17 protein-coding genes are annotated in these 16,734 nt (G+C 36.2%); 13 read left to right on the top strand and 4 right to left on the bottom strand.

Annotated elements, in window-relative coordinates; genetic code table 11:
• Positions 1–3: 3 nt before the first annotated feature.
• Both scpA and HMPREF9456_RS08695 read left to right on the top strand, forming a co-directional pair.
• Positions 4–2,151 carry a methylmalonyl-CoA mutase gene (scpA, locus tag HMPREF9456_RS08700; protein ID WP_006843132.1) on the top strand — a complete coding sequence of 716 codons (2,148 nt, stop codon included), beginning with the start codon at positions 4–6 and terminating at the stop codon, positions 2,149–2,151.
• Positions 2,152–2,627: 476 nt separating this feature from the next.
• The gene (locus HMPREF9456_RS08695; protein ID WP_006843131.1) at positions 2,628–3,083 is read left to right on the top strand and encodes a hypothetical protein; all 456 of its coding nucleotides are present in this window, start codon (positions 2,628–2,630) and stop codon (positions 3,081–3,083) included.
• A 27-nt stretch (positions 3,084–3,110) separates the two neighbouring features.
• On the opposite strand, the gene HMPREF9456_RS08690 is transcribed toward HMPREF9456_RS08695, so the two are convergent.
• Entirely contained in the window at positions 3,111–3,941 is an 831-nt protein-coding gene (locus tag HMPREF9456_RS08690; RefSeq protein ID WP_006843130.1) for a glycosyltransferase family 2 protein, read from the bottom strand.
• Between the two features lie 721 nt (positions 3,942–4,662).
• Between HMPREF9456_RS08690 and HMPREF9456_RS08685 the strand changes: the two genes are divergently transcribed.
• The 5 genes from HMPREF9456_RS08685 (at position 4,663) to HMPREF9456_RS08665 (ending at position 8,331) form a co-directional block, all read left to right on the top strand.
• Positions 4,663–4,896, top strand: a complete 234-nt coding sequence (locus tag HMPREF9456_RS08685) for a hypothetical protein (RefSeq protein WP_006843129.1) — start codon at positions 4,663–4,665, stop codon at positions 4,894–4,896.
• Between the two features lie 375 nt (positions 4,897–5,271).
• Positions 5,272–5,922, top strand: a complete 651-nt coding sequence (locus HMPREF9456_RS08680) for a hypothetical protein (RefSeq protein ID WP_006843128.1) — start codon at positions 5,272–5,274, stop codon at positions 5,920–5,922.
• A 410-nt stretch (positions 5,923–6,332) separates the two neighbouring features.
• Positions 6,333–7,115: a HipA family kinase gene (locus HMPREF9456_RS08675; protein WP_006843127.1), complete on the top strand. Its 783-nt coding sequence runs from the start codon at positions 6,333–6,335 to the stop codon at positions 7,113–7,115.
• A complete protein-coding gene (locus HMPREF9456_RS08670) occupies positions 7,093–7,476 on the top strand; it encodes a DUF3037 domain-containing protein (RefSeq protein ID WP_006843126.1) in 384 nt (127 codons plus the stop codon). Before HMPREF9456_RS08675 ends, HMPREF9456_RS08670 begins: the two co-directional genes overlap by 23 nt.
• A gap of 210 nt (positions 7,477–7,686) precedes the next feature.
• Entirely contained in the window at positions 7,687–8,331 is a 645-nt protein-coding gene (locus HMPREF9456_RS08665) for a hypothetical protein (RefSeq protein WP_006843125.1), read from the top strand.
• A 14-nt stretch (positions 8,332–8,345) separates the two neighbouring features.
• Here HMPREF9456_RS08665 and HMPREF9456_RS08660 read toward each other — a convergent pair whose 3' ends face one another.
• Positions 8,346–9,008 (bottom strand): DUF2461 domain-containing protein, encoded by a 663-nt coding sequence (locus HMPREF9456_RS08660; protein WP_006843124.1) that lies wholly within the window; start codon positions 9,006–9,008, stop codon positions 8,346–8,348.
• A 197-nt stretch (positions 9,009–9,205) separates the two neighbouring features.
• Between HMPREF9456_RS08660 and HMPREF9456_RS08655 the strand changes: the two genes are divergently transcribed.
• A complete protein-coding gene (locus HMPREF9456_RS08655; RefSeq protein WP_006843123.1) occupies positions 9,206–9,886 on the top strand; it encodes a hypothetical protein in 681 nt (226 codons plus the stop codon).
• 81 nt (positions 9,887–9,967) lie between these two features.
• On the opposite strand, the gene HMPREF9456_RS08650 is transcribed toward HMPREF9456_RS08655, so the two are convergent.
• The gene (locus tag HMPREF9456_RS08650) at positions 9,968–10,435 is read right to left on the bottom strand and encodes a MaoC family dehydratase (RefSeq protein WP_006843122.1); all 468 of its coding nucleotides are present in this window, start codon (positions 10,433–10,435) and stop codon (positions 9,968–9,970) included.
• A gap of 276 nt (positions 10,436–10,711) precedes the next feature.
• Between HMPREF9456_RS08650 and HMPREF9456_RS08645 the strand changes: the two genes are divergently transcribed.
• Positions 10,712–11,617 carry a TIGR01777 family oxidoreductase gene (locus HMPREF9456_RS08645; protein WP_006843121.1) on the top strand — a complete coding sequence of 302 codons (906 nt, stop codon included), beginning with the start codon at positions 10,712–10,714 and terminating at the stop codon, positions 11,615–11,617.
• 89 nt (positions 11,618–11,706) lie between these two features.
• Positions 11,707–12,801: a Gfo/Idh/MocA family protein gene (locus HMPREF9456_RS08640; RefSeq protein WP_006843120.1), complete on the top strand. Its 1,095-nt coding sequence runs from the start codon at positions 11,707–11,709 to the stop codon at positions 12,799–12,801.
• Positions 12,802–12,920: 119 nt separating this feature from the next.
• Here HMPREF9456_RS08640 and HMPREF9456_RS08635 read toward each other — a convergent pair whose 3' ends face one another.
• Complete coding sequence (locus HMPREF9456_RS08635; protein ID WP_006843119.1) at positions 12,921–14,057, bottom strand: adenylyltransferase/cytidyltransferase family protein; 1,137 nt, start codon at positions 14,055–14,057, stop codon at positions 12,921–12,923.
• A 583-nt stretch (positions 14,058–14,640) separates the two neighbouring features.
• Here HMPREF9456_RS08635 and HMPREF9456_RS08630 point away from each other — a divergent pair.
• The 3 genes from HMPREF9456_RS08630 (at position 14,641) to HMPREF9456_RS08620 (ending at position 16,733) form a co-directional block, all read left to right on the top strand.
• A complete protein-coding gene (locus tag HMPREF9456_RS08630) occupies positions 14,641–15,114 on the top strand; it encodes a hypothetical protein (RefSeq protein ID WP_006843117.1) in 474 nt (157 codons plus the stop codon).
• Positions 15,115–15,165: 51 nt separating this feature from the next.
• Positions 15,166–15,576 (top strand): hypothetical protein, encoded by a 411-nt coding sequence (locus tag HMPREF9456_RS08625; RefSeq protein WP_006843116.1) that lies wholly within the window; start codon positions 15,166–15,168, stop codon positions 15,574–15,576.
• Between the two features lie 131 nt (positions 15,577–15,707).
• On the top strand, positions 15,708–16,733 hold the full coding sequence (locus tag HMPREF9456_RS08620; protein ID WP_006843115.1) for a threonine aldolase family protein: 1,026 nt from the start codon (positions 15,708–15,710) through the stop codon (positions 16,731–16,733).
• Position 16,734 lies beyond the last annotated feature (1 nt).

The raw sequence follows: 16,734 nt of genomic DNA, 5'->3' as shown, positions 1-16,734 counted from the left end.
AATATGAAACCTAATTTCAAAAACATTGATATCAACAGTTCGGGTTTTGTTGCTACAGACGCTACAAAATGGGCTGCTGATAATGGTATAGAAGCTGACTGGATGACACCCGAACTCATTCCGGTTAAGTCTGTTTATACAAAAGAAGATTTGGAAGGGATGGAGCATCTTAACTATGCTTCAGGTATTCCTCCATTCTTGCGTGGACCATACTCGGGTATGTACGCTATGCGTCCTTGGACAATCCGTCAGTACGCCGGGTTCTCTACTGCTGCTGAGTCGAATGCATTCTATCGCCGCAACTTGGCTTCGGGTCAAAAAGGACTTTCTGTTGCGTTTGACCTTGCCACACACCGTGGATACGATGCCGACCATCCTCGTGTAGTAGGTGACGTGGGTAAAGCCGGGGTGTCTATTTGCTCGGTAGAAGATATGAAAGTTTTGTTTGAAGGTATTCCATTGAATCAGATGTCAGTATCTATGACAATGAACGGTGCGGTACTTCCTGTTCTTGCATTTTATATCAATGCAGGATTGGAGCAAGGTGCTAAGCTGGAAGAAATGGCGGGTACTATACAAAATGATATTCTTAAAGAATTTATGGTGCGTAATACATATATTTATCCACCGGAATTCTCAATGAAAATTATTGCTGACATCTTCGAATATACATCTCAGAAGATGCCTAAGTTCAACTCTATATCTATCTCGGGTTATCACATGCAGGAAGCGGGAGCTACTGCCGATATCGAGCTAGCTTATACGCTTGCCGACGGTATGGAATACCTTAAAGCAGGTATCGATGCAGGTATCGACGTAGATGCTTTTGCTCCTCGTTTGTCATTCTTCTGGGCTATTGGTATGAATCACTTTATGGAGATTGCCAAAATGCGTGCCGGACGTCTTTTGTGGGCTAAGATTGTGAAAAGCTTTGGGGCTAAAAATCCGAAGTCTCTAGCATTGCGTACTCACTCTCAGACATCAGGATGGTCGTTGACAGAGCAAGATCCTTTCAACAACGTCGGACGTACTTGTATCGAAGCTATGGCTTCTGCTTTGGGACACACTCAGTCTTTGCACACAAATGCATTGGATGAGGCTATCGCATTGCCAACCGACTTCTCTGCTCGTATTGCACGTAATACTCAGATATATATCCAGGAAGAAACTCAAATATGTAAAGAGATCGATCCTTGGGCTGGTTCTTATTATGTGGAAACACTAACCAACGAACTTGTGCATAAGGCTTGGGATTTGATTCAGGAAGTTCAAAAACTGGGTGGTATGGCTAAGGCTATCGAAACAGGTCTTCCTAAGATGCGTATCGAAGAAGCTGCTGCTCGTACTCAGGCAAGGATTGACTCTGGTCAGCAAGCAATTATAGGTATCAACAAGTATCGTCTCGAAAAAGAAGATCCTATTGATATTCTTGATGTTGACAATACCGAAGTACGTCGTCAACAGATCGAACGTTTGAACGACTTGAAGTCTAAACGTGACAACGAAGCTGTGAAAAAAGCATTAGCTGCTATCACAGAATGTGTGAAAACGAAGAAAGGCAACCTGTTGGAGCTTGCTGTTGAAGCTGCGCGCTTGCGTGCTACTTTAGGTGAAATCTCCGATGCTTGCGAAGAGGTTGTTGGACGTTATAAAGCAGTAATCAGAACTATATCAGGCGTGTATTCATCAGAAAGTAAAAAAGACCCAACATTCCATGAGGCGAAGGCACTTGTGGAAGAGTTTGCAAAGAAAGAAGGTCGTCAACCACGTATCATGATTGCCAAGATGGGTCAGGACGGACACGACCGTGGTGCAAAAGTTGTAGCTACAGGTTATGCTGACTGCGGATTCGACGTGGATATGGGACCATTGTTCCAAACTCCGGAAGAAGCTGCCCGTCAGGCTGTAGAAAACGACGTGAATGTACTTGGTGTTTCGTCTCTTGCTGCCGGCCACAAAACTCTTGTGCCTCAAGTAATAGATGAGCTTAAGAAGCTAGGTAGAGAAGATATCATCGTTATTGCAGGAGGTGTAATTCCTGCTCAAGACTATGACTTCTTGTACAAGTCGGGTGTAGCTGCTATTTTTGGTCCCGGTACATCAGTAACCAAAGCGGCTGTACAGATTCTACATATTTTGTTAGCTGAATAATTTGGTTTTTTAACCAAACTCTAATTATATGGAAGAGCTGCTTGAATAAGGCAGCTCTTCTTTTATAATATATCATTTTATTTATCTTATAATAGAGAGTAAACAAAAGTGACAAGAATAAAATAGTATAACAACTGTTACTTTTGTCACCTTTTTATATTATCTAGTTTTAGTCTCTATAGAAAATAGCGATCTTTTATAGAGTTGATGTATAATGTACGTTATAATGTGTTTTGCAGTATATTGGTGGGATGGATAGCTGGAGTTAGCATAAAGAAAATATAATTGTAGAATAGAAATGACTAGGATTTATAAATAATTTTTATAAATTTGCCTTTGTGTTATGTGTTAATTTGATGCTTTTTATGCTTATTTGGTATCTAAACAGTCGATTAATGAGTTTTATTTGTGATGATTTTTGTTGAAAAATGAGATTTGCTATACTTTTATTTATATTTTGTTCGAGTGTAAATTTAATGGCTCAGAATGCTTTAGGTGATAATGGCGAAAGATATAAGATTGCTTATGATTATTTGCTATCAGACTCTAAGAATTCAGAGCGTAACTATATAGTTTCAGATACACTTATGTTTATGGAAAGAAGCCCTTTTTGGAAATATTTTCAGAAGAATGGCGAATCTTCGTTTGACTGCATAACTCGTATTGATAGCATTGATAATATAAATAGATATACAAAAGAATACTCTCGTGAATTGGTAAAGCTCTTTGGTTCTGTTGAGGAAACGCCAAACTTATACTTTTCTAAAATCTCGGATAACGTCTTGTTTGCCGAATATTTTTATCGCTTCGGATTGAATAAGGATTTGTCTCAGGCTCCTACTAAATACAATGGCAGCTATCGCTATCTTTTTGTTTTCGGTTCAGATAATAGCATTGCCGATGTCCTAAAGCAGGTGGTTGCCTATAAATAAGATGTACTTTATATTTTGCACTAAGAATTAAAGCTTTTCTATTCCGTTCGGAGTTCTTATAATTCTGTTAGCTTTTACGTTTCCGCGTATTTCTTTATTTCTCTCTATTAGTTCCTTGTTCTTGTAGGGGCGAGAATGATCGAGGTGTACGCAAATGGCTGAATATCTGATTTGCTTCGATCGTATTCCCATGTTAACCATTCGTTCGCCAAACTCCCTGTCTAATCCTCCATATTGCATAGACTCGTTAAATCCATTTATAGCCAGCATGTCTTCTTTCCAGCCTGATGAGTTGCAGCCATTCCATGAGGCTTTTGCGGGCGTGATGAAATTCATAAATGAAGCAAAGACTTTTGACTTTAAGAGTTTGGTATTCTTGAAAGAACTCTTCAGGCCGTGTTGTCTTAGCCATTTAATGTCGAATGCATTTTCGGAGATGATATCTTCATAAGTAATAGCTTTGCTGGTCTCCATCGGTAATTTGGGATATCCGCCCGATAAGAAATATCCTTTTTCGGCATATCTTAAATGAGTCTCGATGAAATCCTTCCGAGGGATACAGTCGTGGTCTGTAAATATAAGGTATTCTGATTCTGCAGCTACTATGGCATCGTTTAGTATTTTGCACTTTCTGAAACCTTCATCCGGGTGCCAGATGTGCTTTATATTCGGGAAATATTTATTCCTGAATTTATCTATTAATTCCTTGGTGTCTTCACCCGAGCCATCATCTGCAAGGATTAATTCAAATGTATTGTGAGTCTGTAGGGTATATCCCCATAAGGTTTTTTCTAACCATTCGGGATTATTGTAAGTTGATATGACAATCCCTATACTTTGAGGTTTTATATTTCTCATCTTATAATATATAGCCTGTAGATTTTAGTAAGACTTTTTAGTAAGACAAAATTACAGTAAAAAAGTATATATCAACTATGATGTAGTAACTAAATGAAATGAGCATTAAATAAGCCTCCTTGAATAATCAAGGAGGCTGCGCCTGCAGTTTGATAAATTGTCTGTGTTAATGTCAGGCGTCTGCATATACATAAATTACTTTCGTATATATTCCTACTCCAAAAAACATTTTGCTTTTTGACTTATTCCAATTTTATCTATACTATAGATGTAAAATTGTATATTTTTTTTAAGAGGGAATTATAGTTTTTCTTATTTACTGTGAATAACAAATCTTTTCTTGGTAGGAAAATAAAGAGTTATGCAGTTTTAATAAATTTATGTAAAAGTTTCCCTTATGTTTTAATCTTCAATACCTCGTGTAATTAAAAACAAAAGTAACTTTTATTTTTATATTATCAAGTGATTTGATATAAAAAAGAGAAAAATAATCCTTGTTTTTAATCGTTCTATATTGTGCTATGATTGATAGTTAGGCCTATTCTGTGTGTAATGTATATAGAACAATGTAATTCTTGAATACGAAATAAAATAGGATAGGAGAATATTCAATTTGGTTAAAAGCGTTATATTGTTAATAACTAATTAGTAGCATGTTTTTTATTTTTATTTAAAAAAATTATTTTTGCCATCGGAAGATTTTAAATAAAAATAATAGACGATGACTAAAACACTTCTAATATTTAAAGAGGGAATAGCAAAATCGCAAAAAGTAAGAGAGAGACTTGTGAAAAATATTGATAGGCAAACTGATACCGAGATTACATTGAACTTATCGGATTTGGATTTTGATTTCAATAAAAAAGAGGTGAAAATTTCGCACTATATTAAAGATACAGAATATCCGGATGTTGTTCTTAAATTTAATGATTTTATATCATTAGTTCAGGGCTAATTAAATATTTCCGATACAAGGGACTTTAGGTCTTTGGTGTAAAAAATGCTTTAAAAAGACTTTCGTCCTTTCCTTTTTATATTTAAGAATTATGTTTAATCATATCAGATATGGTTAGGCATTTTTATTGTCATTCTCTATTAAGCCTTTGAAGGTTATTATCGTTAAAAATGATACTCTTATATCCAGGATTCTCTCAAAAAGTTGTAAAAGGTAAAATGATCTCTTATATTTGTATTATAAGAAGTAAAATACTATAAAAAACTGTTGTTTATCAAAGTGATTGGGTTTATTATAAATTATTTATAATAAAGCCGAGTCAGTTAAGATAGGAGCTTTTACATTTTCTAAGGATTTTAGATTATCTACTCTGAGATGATTCGTGAAGTAAAAATAGATTCATTTGATGATATCTGTTCATCATTTAGTATTTGGATTATCAAGTATTGTTCGCAGAACTATACTTTTCCATTGTATATGGTTTGGTATAGTGATCCAAATGTAGAAGGACGTCATTCCTTCATGCTTGATAAATCAGGATGTATTTTTGCTGTTACTGATTTAGTGAAGATAAAAGAGATTCTTCTGAGAAATGTAGATAAACTTCAACAACCAAACAATTTGATGAATTGGTTGGCATGCTTTGGAGATCTCTTGCCCGAATATGCTGAGTCTTATAATGTAGGACAAATAGAAAATAATATACGAGGGAATGATTTCTATGATGAGTCAATAACTCAATTAATAGGCTTTGTTAATTTATTTGGAGATTTTGTTTATCAGTCGAATGATAATCTTCTCTATGAAAGAGAACTTAATAATAAATATATAAGCATGGTATGTAAGTACTACGATCAATATATTCAATCATCAAATTATAAGATCAAAGAACAATATAATCAGAAGGATAAACCTCGGTTGGAGATAAACCATCTGGAGCTGCTGCACGCTTTTATCAAGATTAGGTATGTTATCGAAGAAAACATTTCAATTATATATTTGCAAAACATGACCCAATCCTTATAATGTCTGATCGGAAGATGAACCACTTTCTGAAATCCTGAAAATTTAAATTATAACATAAAAAGTATATTGTAAACTCTTGTTTTCATATCATTTATGTATTTGTGGAAGTTGCGGAATTCAGTTTCTTTTGAAATGTTTATGTTCTAAAAATAGATAAGGAAATATAGTTAATTAACAAAATAGATTGAACTTTATTCTACTAGTTATGGTTATATAACATGTAGTTTTGTAAAGTTTGTGTTAAGGCATGAGAAAGTCCTACGACGTGATGTTGTGGGCTTTTTTTATTAGTATACAAGCGATCTACAGGCATTAATAATATGCAATAATAGGGCATAATCGCTGACTATTTTTTATCTTTATCAACACGAACGAAGTCAATAATAAAAAAGGAAAGGGCGCTATTGGAAATGGAATTACGAACAGTAAATGTTATACGCTATATAACTCCTTTACGGGAAGGAGGTTCCTTGCCTGCATTGGCAGAAGGAGACGATGGATTCAAATATGTTGTCAAATTCAGAGGAGCCGGACATGGTACAAAAATGCTGGTTAGTGAATTGGTCGGTAGTCTCATTGCTCAAACGCTAGGCTTTCGTGTCCCTGAAATAGTATTTATCAATCTGGATGAGGCTTTTGGTCGTACCGAGGGTGACGAAGAGATACAAGACCTCTTGCAAGCTAGTCGTGGCTTAAATATGGGGCTGCATTTTTTGTCAGGGGCGTTAACTTTCGATCCCGTAGCAGTGCAGATTGATAGTAAAACAGCCTCTCAGATAGTATGGATGGATACCCTATTGACAAATGTAGACCGCACAACCAAAAATACGAATATGCTGATGTGGCATAAAGAGCTATGGCTTATCGATCATGGAGCGTCGCTTTATTTTCACCATTCGTGGGTAAATTGGGAGAAATATGCGCTAAGCCCATTTACTCAGGTTAAAGATCATGTATTGTTGCCTTATGCTTCAGAATTGGAGGAGGTTGATAAGGTCTTTAAAGAGATTCTTGTACCGGAGAAAATAGAAGAGATTGTCGCTTTGCTGCCGGACGATTGGTTGCATTGGGGAGAGGAAGGTGAAACTCCGGCGGATATACGTCAGGTATATGTAAACTTCCTGAAGGAGAGATTGACACATTCAGAAATATTTATAAAAGAAGCACAACATGCCAGGGAAACACTTCTATGAATATGCTGTTATTCGTGTTGTGCCAAGGGTAGAACGCGAAGAGTTTATCAATGTTGGGCTTATTATGTACTGCAAAAGGGCTAAATATATAAAGGCTCGTTATGTATTGGACGAGCAGAAGTTGTGTTTATTTTCGTCTGAGTTGGACTTAGAATCATTATATATCAATTTAGAAGTATTTGATAAAATATGCTCCGGAACGAAAGTGGGGGGCAAGATTGCATCTTACGAAATATCGGATCGGTATCGTTGGCTTACTGCCGTTCGTAGCACTTCTATACAAACATCTACTTCTCGTTCGGGATTCTCAGACGATTTGGATGACACTTTCGAGAGGTTATACAACGAATTAGTTCTGTGATTGATAAAAGGGTAAGTGCATTGTCTGAAAATAGATAAAATTATATAAAAGGGTTTTGTTTGGATATATTTGAGGATTGTATTATATTTATGATTAAGTAGTATACAGTACCAGAAAAATAAAGAAAAACCAATCCTTCTTGTTTACAAAAGAATAATATATTTATTCTGTAATATACCATTGTAACCTAAAATACGAATTCATAATACGATGAAAATATCTACATTGTCTATACTTTCAATGTCTCTTTTGATATACACTGTAATGTTGTTAGGCTGTAAAGGAAGTCAAGATAGCGAAAGAGTACAGTTGTTTATTCAATCTACAGATATCGGTGATTGTAAGCTCAAAGGTTCAATGTCTTATGATTCTCTGAAAGGTATTTATACACTAAAGGGAGCAGGAGCGAATATGTGGGGCGGACTAGATGCTTTTCATTTTGCCTGGCTTGAGAAAGAAGGAGACTTTGTTTTACGGGCAAATATTATGTTCGAAAGTGAAGGAGTAAATACGCATCGCAAGATTGGGATACAAGTTCGTGAGACGTTAGATGCCGATTCTCGCTATGCTGATATTGCTGTTCATGGAGACGGACTTACTTCATTGCAATACCGAATGGTTAAAGGTGGCGTTACAGAAGAGCTTGTTTCAGCCAATAGAGCTCCTAGTCAAATACAATTTGAGCGTAAAGGGAACCTCTTCAGTATGAAGATCGGAACAAGCTTAACTCCTCAAATAGCCGACAATGAGATAGAAATGCAACTGCCTGCTAAATGTTACATCGGGATATTTATTTGTTCGCATGAAGAAAATATTTTAGAAACAGCATACTTCTCAAATGTTGTACTAGAATAATACCTTTGCCCCGCTTATTCGTTTACAATATCGCTCAGAAATTCGCCTAACGGATGCATTATCTTATATATTTTAGCTGCGTATTCTGCAAAATCTTCACTCAATAATTGTTCCTTCGATATAGGTTTGCATACATAGAAGCGTTTGAGCTTTAGATATTCTGCTGCAGGATGGTTTTTGTCAAACCCATTTGGTACACGTTGGAGCGTATCCTCGTCACGATATAGATCTCCTATTTCTTGTTTAAAGCTTTTTTCGTTTAGTATATCATTGAATGTGTCAAAATCTTCATAGATACCACGTCTGATATTCTTTAGTTGGGTACTATCAAGCATGTAATATCCTAAAGATAGGAATAGCTCGTCGGGATCGATATGCATATAATAGCCCGATGCCTGGTCTGCTGTGCGAGCGCGAAATATAGCTCCAAAATGTGTTTTGTATGGTGATTTGTCTTGTGAAAAACGAACATCCCTATAGATGCGGAAAAGAGATTTCTTTGGATCGATATGCCCAATCTCAGGATCGAATGTTGCTATTTTTAATGCCATTTCGCCTATTAATGATTCAACATCCTTGCGGGCACGTTCGTACCACGATTTATTTTCAGCAAACCATTCCCGATTGTTATTCTTTTTTAATTCTAGAAGGAATTTTAGCGTATCTTCTTTTAGCATAATTTTATTCTTTTGAGATATAGACATGATATTCTATTGAAAACGATATTCTAAGTTTTATATCAGATATATCTTTAACTAGCTTTTTATCAGTATAAAGATATTCTAATTTTCAACAAGAGCTTCTTTTTTTAATTGTAAATTTTATATATTTGAAGAAATATACAACACAAACTGAACTAAAACACATACTTAAAATGAAAAAAATAGGAATATCATTTTTCTTCCTCTCCATGTTTTGTGCCCATAGTGCACTGTATAGCCAAAATAGTGTACAAGTAGAGATATATCCTCGTCAGCAAGTGATTCTTAGCTACGAAAAATTCGATATGAATGCTTTCCGAAGTCAAGTAGCGCAATCAGGTAGCCTTGATTATGTTTATACCGAGCCGGACGGTACTCTGAAACGTATATCAAACCTCCGCAAAGGATTGCCTATAGAGGTGTATGAAGTGCCGCCCTTGCCTGCTGTATATCGTATATTCAAAGAGTTTTATCCTAGTGGGAATTTAAAACGAAAAGGAATCTATTTGCCTCATCAGTTTCCTATCGGTAAATGGCTTGAATGTGACGAGCGGGGAAACTGTAGTGTCGTCAATTATGATCTATACAGAGGAGCTTTTGGTTATAACAGTCTGCTTAAAACTCTAGAAGATAAAGGCTACATAAATACTCTGGCAGGAAGCGATAACTGGTCTTTTATTGTGTGGTACAATGATAATTCCCAACAGTGGGGTGTTAAGCTGCAAAAAGGTTCTAAGTATAGAATGCTTCAGATTGATGCTAATTCCGGAGCTATACTCAGTGAGGTTGAGCATGAAGTGAAGTCGGCCAACACATCAGTTTATAGTGGTTATAATACTTTTGGAGATTATTAAAGCTAAGATTATAAAGAAATAAGGAAGATGTTTGAGTTTTCAAATACCTTCCTTTATTTTATTCCAAAACGATGTTTGTTCTTAACTATTGAAGTGATATAGAAATATAACAGTTTCTTCCAATGCACTTTTAGGAGAATCTTTTATCTCCAATACAACTTTTATCTCAGCTTTGGCAATACCCCTTAAGTTAACTAGTGAGTCTAATTTTACTCTTAGGCGAACTTCGTTACCTGCTACTACGGGTTGATTGAATTTTAGTTTTTCAATGCCATAGTTGATCAGCATTTTTATATTATTTACTTCTATGATCTGATCCCATAGATAAGGTAATATCGAAACCATCAGATAGCCATGTGCGATAGTACTTTTAAAAGGGCTCTCTACTTTAGCTCTTTCTACATCTACGTGAATCCATTGGTAGTCTAGTGTAGCTTCTGCGAACAGGTTGATACGTTCTTGTGTAATTTTAAGGTAATCAGAAACACCAAGTTCTTTACCTACATATTGTTCAAAGTCTTGATACGAATTAATGATAACTTTACTCATAAGAATGGTTTATTAACAAACAGTCTATAAAATTATTGATATTAACTGAGATCACCAAATAAATATGGCTTTGGATGAAAAACATGATAACATTTTACTGATATACTCCACCGCAGTAAATAATTTCATTTAGTTACAAAAATATTATTTTTATAAAGAGTGATATTAAAAAATAATAAGAATAAATATGTAGATTTGCATAACTATGCATTCTGTATAGTGTGTTGATCCGGGTTGTTTGTATCCAATAAACATTCTAGTATTAAATAAATATATATGCGGGTTTTTATTACAGGAGGTACAGGGTTAATCGGTACGGTATTAGTCAAAGCTTTATTAGTACAAAATCATAAGATCACAGTTTTGAGCAGAGATAAAGTCAAAGCAGAACAAAAACTGGGAGCAGGGATTGAATATTGTCAATCATTGGATGCATTAGATTCGTTGGATGGTTACGATGTGATCATAAATTTGGCGGGCGAATCTATTGCCGGTAAACGATGGACAGCAAAGCAAAAGGAACGCATGTGTGATAGCCGTTGGGATACAACCCGTCGTTTGACCGAACTGATCAAATTGAGCAACACACCTCCTTCTGTATTTATTTCAGGGTCTGCTGTTGGTTATTACGGACTTCAGGATGATGATACACTAAATGAAAATTCAGAACCGGGAGAAGGCTTTACTCATTTGCTATGCAAAAAATGGGAGGCTTTGGCAATGGCTGCAGACAACAGACATACGCGTGTTTGTATTCTACGAACTGGTATCGTTTTGTCTAAGGATGGGGGAATGTTGCCCAAGTTGGTTCTTCCTTTCAAGCTGGGGCTTGGTGCTGTATTAGCATCCGGAAGCCAGTATATATCATGGATCCATATTCAGGATATGGTCAACGGTATATTATTCCTGATAGACACACCCGAAGCAAGAGGAGCTTTCAATTTTACTTCACCTAATCCGATTACCAATAGGCGTTTTGCTAAAGTGCTTTCACGAACCTTATTCCGTCCATGCTTGTTTAAAATACCATCATTTGTGATAAAAATGATGATGGGTGAGAGTGCAACATTGCTTATAGATGGGCAACGTGCTATCCCTCAGCATTTATTGGATAAGCATTACCGTTTTGCCTTCGAACATATTGATGAGGCTTTGGCTGATATATTAGTCAAGAAAATATAACTCGTCAATTGACGGTAGGAGCCGAGTTGAGTACAATTGTCTGATTGATCGATAGTTCTTTTTATCTTTTATAATAATGCCCTTGAATAATGAAACTAACAAAGATTTTTCTGTTTACTATTCTCTTTTCCCTTGCTTTACCATTTTTTGCCCAAAAAGACAAGCCATTGCGACTTGGTGTAGTAGGTCTGTCTCATGGACATCTGTGGGAAGTGCTGTCACGTCTGGATAGAGGTGATTTTCAGGTTGTGGGAGTTGCCGAAAAAACCACGCAGCTATGGAATAATAAAATGCTGCGGGCTAAAGTTGACGAAAAGCTTTTCTTTCAGAATTTGGACGAAATGCTTGAAAAAACAAAGCCGGAAGCCGTAATAGTCTATGAGCCTATATATGACCACCTTCGTGTGGTAGAAGCGTGTGCCCCTAGAGGTGTTCATGTGATGGTAGAGAAGCCCCTAGCTACTACTGTACAGCAGGCTAAGCGAATGGCTGAACTAGCACAAAAATATCATATTATGGTTCTTACCAATTATGAAACTACATGGTATCCTGCCAATCATAAGGCATACGATATGATTCAGAAAGATGGTGCTGTTGGGAAGGTGTCTCGAATAAATGTATATGATGGACATTCCGGACCCGTAGAGATTGGATGTGGTCCTGAGTTTTTGGAATGGTTGACCGATCCTGTGAAAAATGGAGGAGGAGCTGTTATAGATTTTGGATGCTATGGTGCGAATCTGAGCACATGGCTTATGGGTGGGAAAAAGCCTGTGAGTGTGTCAGCCGTATTGCAGCATCAGAAGCCCGATGTGTATCCAAAAGTGGACGATGATGCTACCATAGTTCTCGAATATCCGGGGGTAACTACCATTATTATGGCTTCATGGAACTGGCCGTTTGGCAGAAAGGATATGCATATTTATGGAAATAAAGGAGCCCTATATCAGGATAATGCAAAGGATATGCGTTTCTTTTCAGGAAACAAAGAGACTAAAATGGTTGCAGATGCTTTGCCCGAACCTTATAATGATTCTTTCTATTACCTAAAAGCTGCTGTGCGAGGAGATATCAAAGTAAAATCAACAGACTTGTCTTCTTTAGAAAATAACCTGATTGTTGTTGAAATACTGGAGGCAGCTATAAAGAGTAATGCTACGGGTAAGGCTGTTAAACTTCAGTAAATACGAATTAAATATCATCTGACCTGTTTGAGCTAGTGGCTTGAGCTTGATAGGTTTTATTAAAATAGAGAGGGACAGATATCAATTAAGTATCTGTCCCTTTAATCATTCTATATTTCTTATTCGGCTTTTCTTATTCTTATCTGAATTGCATTTTCTATAGGCGTTTCGCTGACGAAAATTAGATAACCACCACCTCCGGCTCCACTTAACTTCCAGCCTAAAGCAGATGATTTATATTTGTTTAAAACTTCAAGAATATCGTCCGATACCATGTGCGGATACATCACGATTTGAGCTTCGAAGCTTTCTCTGATGGCTTCACCTAGTTTTTTTATATCTTTTTCTTTTAGTGACTTCCATGCATTATCAGCGGCATCGCTTAATCTTTTTGCATTTTCAAGTGTAATATTTGTGTTTGATAGGACATCATAGTCTTGGTGGCGTGGATATAATGGTACAAGCCACAAATGTTTTTCTAGCCACAACAATATCTCATCATCCAATACCTTCTCTATATGCGATGGCCAGAAATCCCCCTCATAATATAGTTTGTTTAGCCCGGGCAGAACGATTCCCAATGAATCCTGCGAGCCGCTCACATATTTTGTTCCCGGAGGATTCTCGAAGCAGAACAACGTTTTAGCGAGTTTTTCTTTATCTCCCGTCGGAATATCTACTTGCCATAGTTCTATGGCTTTTTTGCGTGAGCTGGTTGACATACCACTCCTGTCGTTGAAGTCATAGTCGGGCTCAATAGATATTGTTAGTACAGCTCCCGGATATAAACTGCTAACATTTGGTTGGTCTAACCAGCCCCCAGCTAAATCTATCCGATAGGGAATTCTACATTCTTCACGTAAAGCCGTTGTGGATCGGGTTGGTAGTCCGGCATGAGGAATTCTTTTACTTACGATGTATTCTATATGAAGTTCTTTGCATAGCTGTTCTTTTAAAGCACTGTGTCCGTCACTATTAACAAAGAAAATATCGGGTTTCAGCTCCTTCAGATCATCAATAAAGTCTAATATGCCACTTCCTTTATTGATCCAGGCATCTTTTACAAACCGGAGGGACTTTATCATATATAGGCGTTCCTGCTCACTGTTTATGGTTTTTCGGGCTTTTAGTTCATTTACTGTTTTGTCGGAACCTATCCCCACATATAAATCTCCGTAACCGGCAGCTTCTTCAAAAAATGCAACATGGCCGCTATGGAGCATATCATAGCATCCACTTACAAAAACCTTTTTCATATTTTATATTTTCATGTTTGAATTATAGTATGTAAATATAGATCTTTTTCACCAATTGTTAACTTTTCCTCCTCTCATTGCTGCTTCTAGGATAGGTGACTATGTTTTTTTAACAAATTTCATCAATAAAGTTTGTTTCGTTAGTATAATACATTAAATTTGCAGAAGACAAACTGATATTAGCTGTTAAGGACCTTATATAGAACTTGATTTTTCTCTTATAAAAACTAAAAATATGTTTTGTATTTAGTCTCTTTTGCAATATTAGTTGTTTTATATAGGCTTTTTTATACTCATTATATACTTGCAGCATTATTCTTTAATATAAAATTAACGTATGATGTTTGTTTCGAAAAAAGCCAAGAGATTGAGAAAAGAGCTGTAAAGCTTTAATATATAATTATGTTTTGCCGGACGTTAGTGTAAAAACAAGAGAATCTTTCTCTGTTTTTACTCAGCTGTTGTTTTATAAAATATTTTTCAAAGGTTGTATCTTTTAAACATTATGGCTTGTATAGTTGTTTTTAGGGTATGCGTTTGTTTATATTTTCTTTTTTAGAGGTAGAACATAAACACCGAAGATATGGGATTATTTGATTTTCTGCGAAAAAAGAAAGAGATAGCACAAATAACGGATAATGATCGACAGCAATTTACTGATGACATGTCTGCAAATGCAAACCTATTAGTCAAACAGTTTAAAGATGATGCTAAGCTTGATTTTACAATCGAAAGCTTACGTGAAGTTGACCTGATAATAAAGGATAGTATTGGCTTCTATAAAAAAGCTGACCCAGAGACTAAAAGGAAGATGATAATAAAAATTGGAGCCTACGTATTTGAAGTGGCAAGAAAAAAGTTTGGAGGACAATACTATTGGTATAATCGTTTAGATCAACCTATATTAGTTACAGGTCAACCCGAATTTGAAATGTCATTCTTAGCGTATGAGAAAGTCAGGGGATGTTTCGAAAATGGAAAACCGAATGAAATTTCGCCCGTTTTTGAAGATTATGCGGTAGGGATAGCAAATAAATCTACCCTGATGATTGTATAGGAAGTCCGATTCCTTAAAATTTAACTATTAACTCACATTTTATAATAACTCATGAAAAGATATTCACCATATATAAAAAAGTATATCAGGGAGATAACTGAAGCCGGATATACTGTCAACGATAGTGGGAGTCATATATCTAAATGCGTTGGTTGCTACGAAATATTAATTACAGATCTCACTGTTAAAAGCTTATTTACAAAGATAAAAAAGGTTCTTGTTTGGATAAAGAATAAAGAAACAAGGGTCATAGAGATAGAGAAGCTATATAAGCATGAGCTTCTGCCACTTCCTTTCCATAAGATAGATAGTTTCGTTGAAAGTACTATCGCTGATTTTGGAGTAGAAAATACCGATACTCCGGTGGTGAAAGAGCAGAAAGTGGTTCGCGATTTGGATTTGAAAATTCCTATCCCTAAGGTTAATGTTAGGGAAGTTCCTGTTCGAGATATAAGAGTTTGAAAATAAATTATAAACATCCTAATTTAGGATGTTTTTTTATTTGTAAGGACCTTATATTTCCTTCTATATATTCTAATCAATATTCTCTCTTTATACTTAAATTTACACCCGAAAAATAATAAAAAAATAAAATGAAGTATAGTTTTGCTAATGATTACTCTGAGGGTTGCCATCCTTCTGTTTTAGAAGCTCTCGTGGAAAGTAATCTCGTACAACAATCGGGATATGGAGATGATGAATATACGCAGCGTGCAGCTAAGATGATTGCGGAATTAACACACAAACCGAATGTGGGGGTGCATCTGATAGCTGGTGGAACTTTGGCTAACCTAGTCGTTTTATCTTCTATTCTGCGTCCTTTTGAATCAGTTGTGGCTGCTACAACCGGGCATATTTACGTAAATGAAACAGGAGCAATAGAGGCAACCGGGCATAAAGTAGAAGCAGCACCAACTGCCGACGGAAAGTTGCGTCCGCAGGATATCAAACCCTTCTTGAATAAGCTTCGTGGACATCATGTTGTTCGTACAAGAGCCGTTTATATATCTAATTCTACCGAATTGGGAACTATATATACAAAGCAAGAGTTATCTGACCTTTATTCTTTCTGCAAAGAAAACGATTTGATTTTGTTTATGGACGGAGCTCGTTTGCCTATGGCTTTGGCTGCTGAATCTAACGATATGACTTTAGTCGATATTGCAGCTTTTACTGATGTGTTTTATATTGGTGGTACAAAATGTGGAGCACTGTTAGGAGAGGCGGTTGTTATAACAACCCCAGAGTTAGACAAAGATTTCAAATTTCACCTCAAGCAGCGAGGCGCTCTTACTGCAAAGGGTAGGGTGATGGGGGTGCAATTTGATCAACTGCTCCGGAATAACCTGATCTTTGACTTGGCAGCGCATGCAAACAGAATGGCTGTGAAAATGGCTTTTGCATTCAAATCCTTAGGCTATACTATGCTGATAGACTCTGATACCAACCAAATATTCCCAATATTAACGAATGAAGTGATAAGTCGTCTGCAAAAAGACTATTCTTTTCTTACATGGAGTGTTGTTGATGATAATCATTCGGCAATGAGATTTATTACATCTTGGGCTACTCCGGAGATTATAATAGATGAGTTTATCGAAGATCTGAAGAAGTTATAAA

The organism is Dysgonomonas mossii DSM 22836, assembly GCF_000213575.1.
Classification (GTDB): domain Bacteria; phylum Bacteroidota; class Bacteroidia; order Bacteroidales; family Dysgonomonadaceae; genus Dysgonomonas; species Dysgonomonas mossii.
The sequence above is the reverse complement of the archived record's forward strand: the minus strand, read 5'-3'. Positions and strand labels throughout refer to the sequence as shown.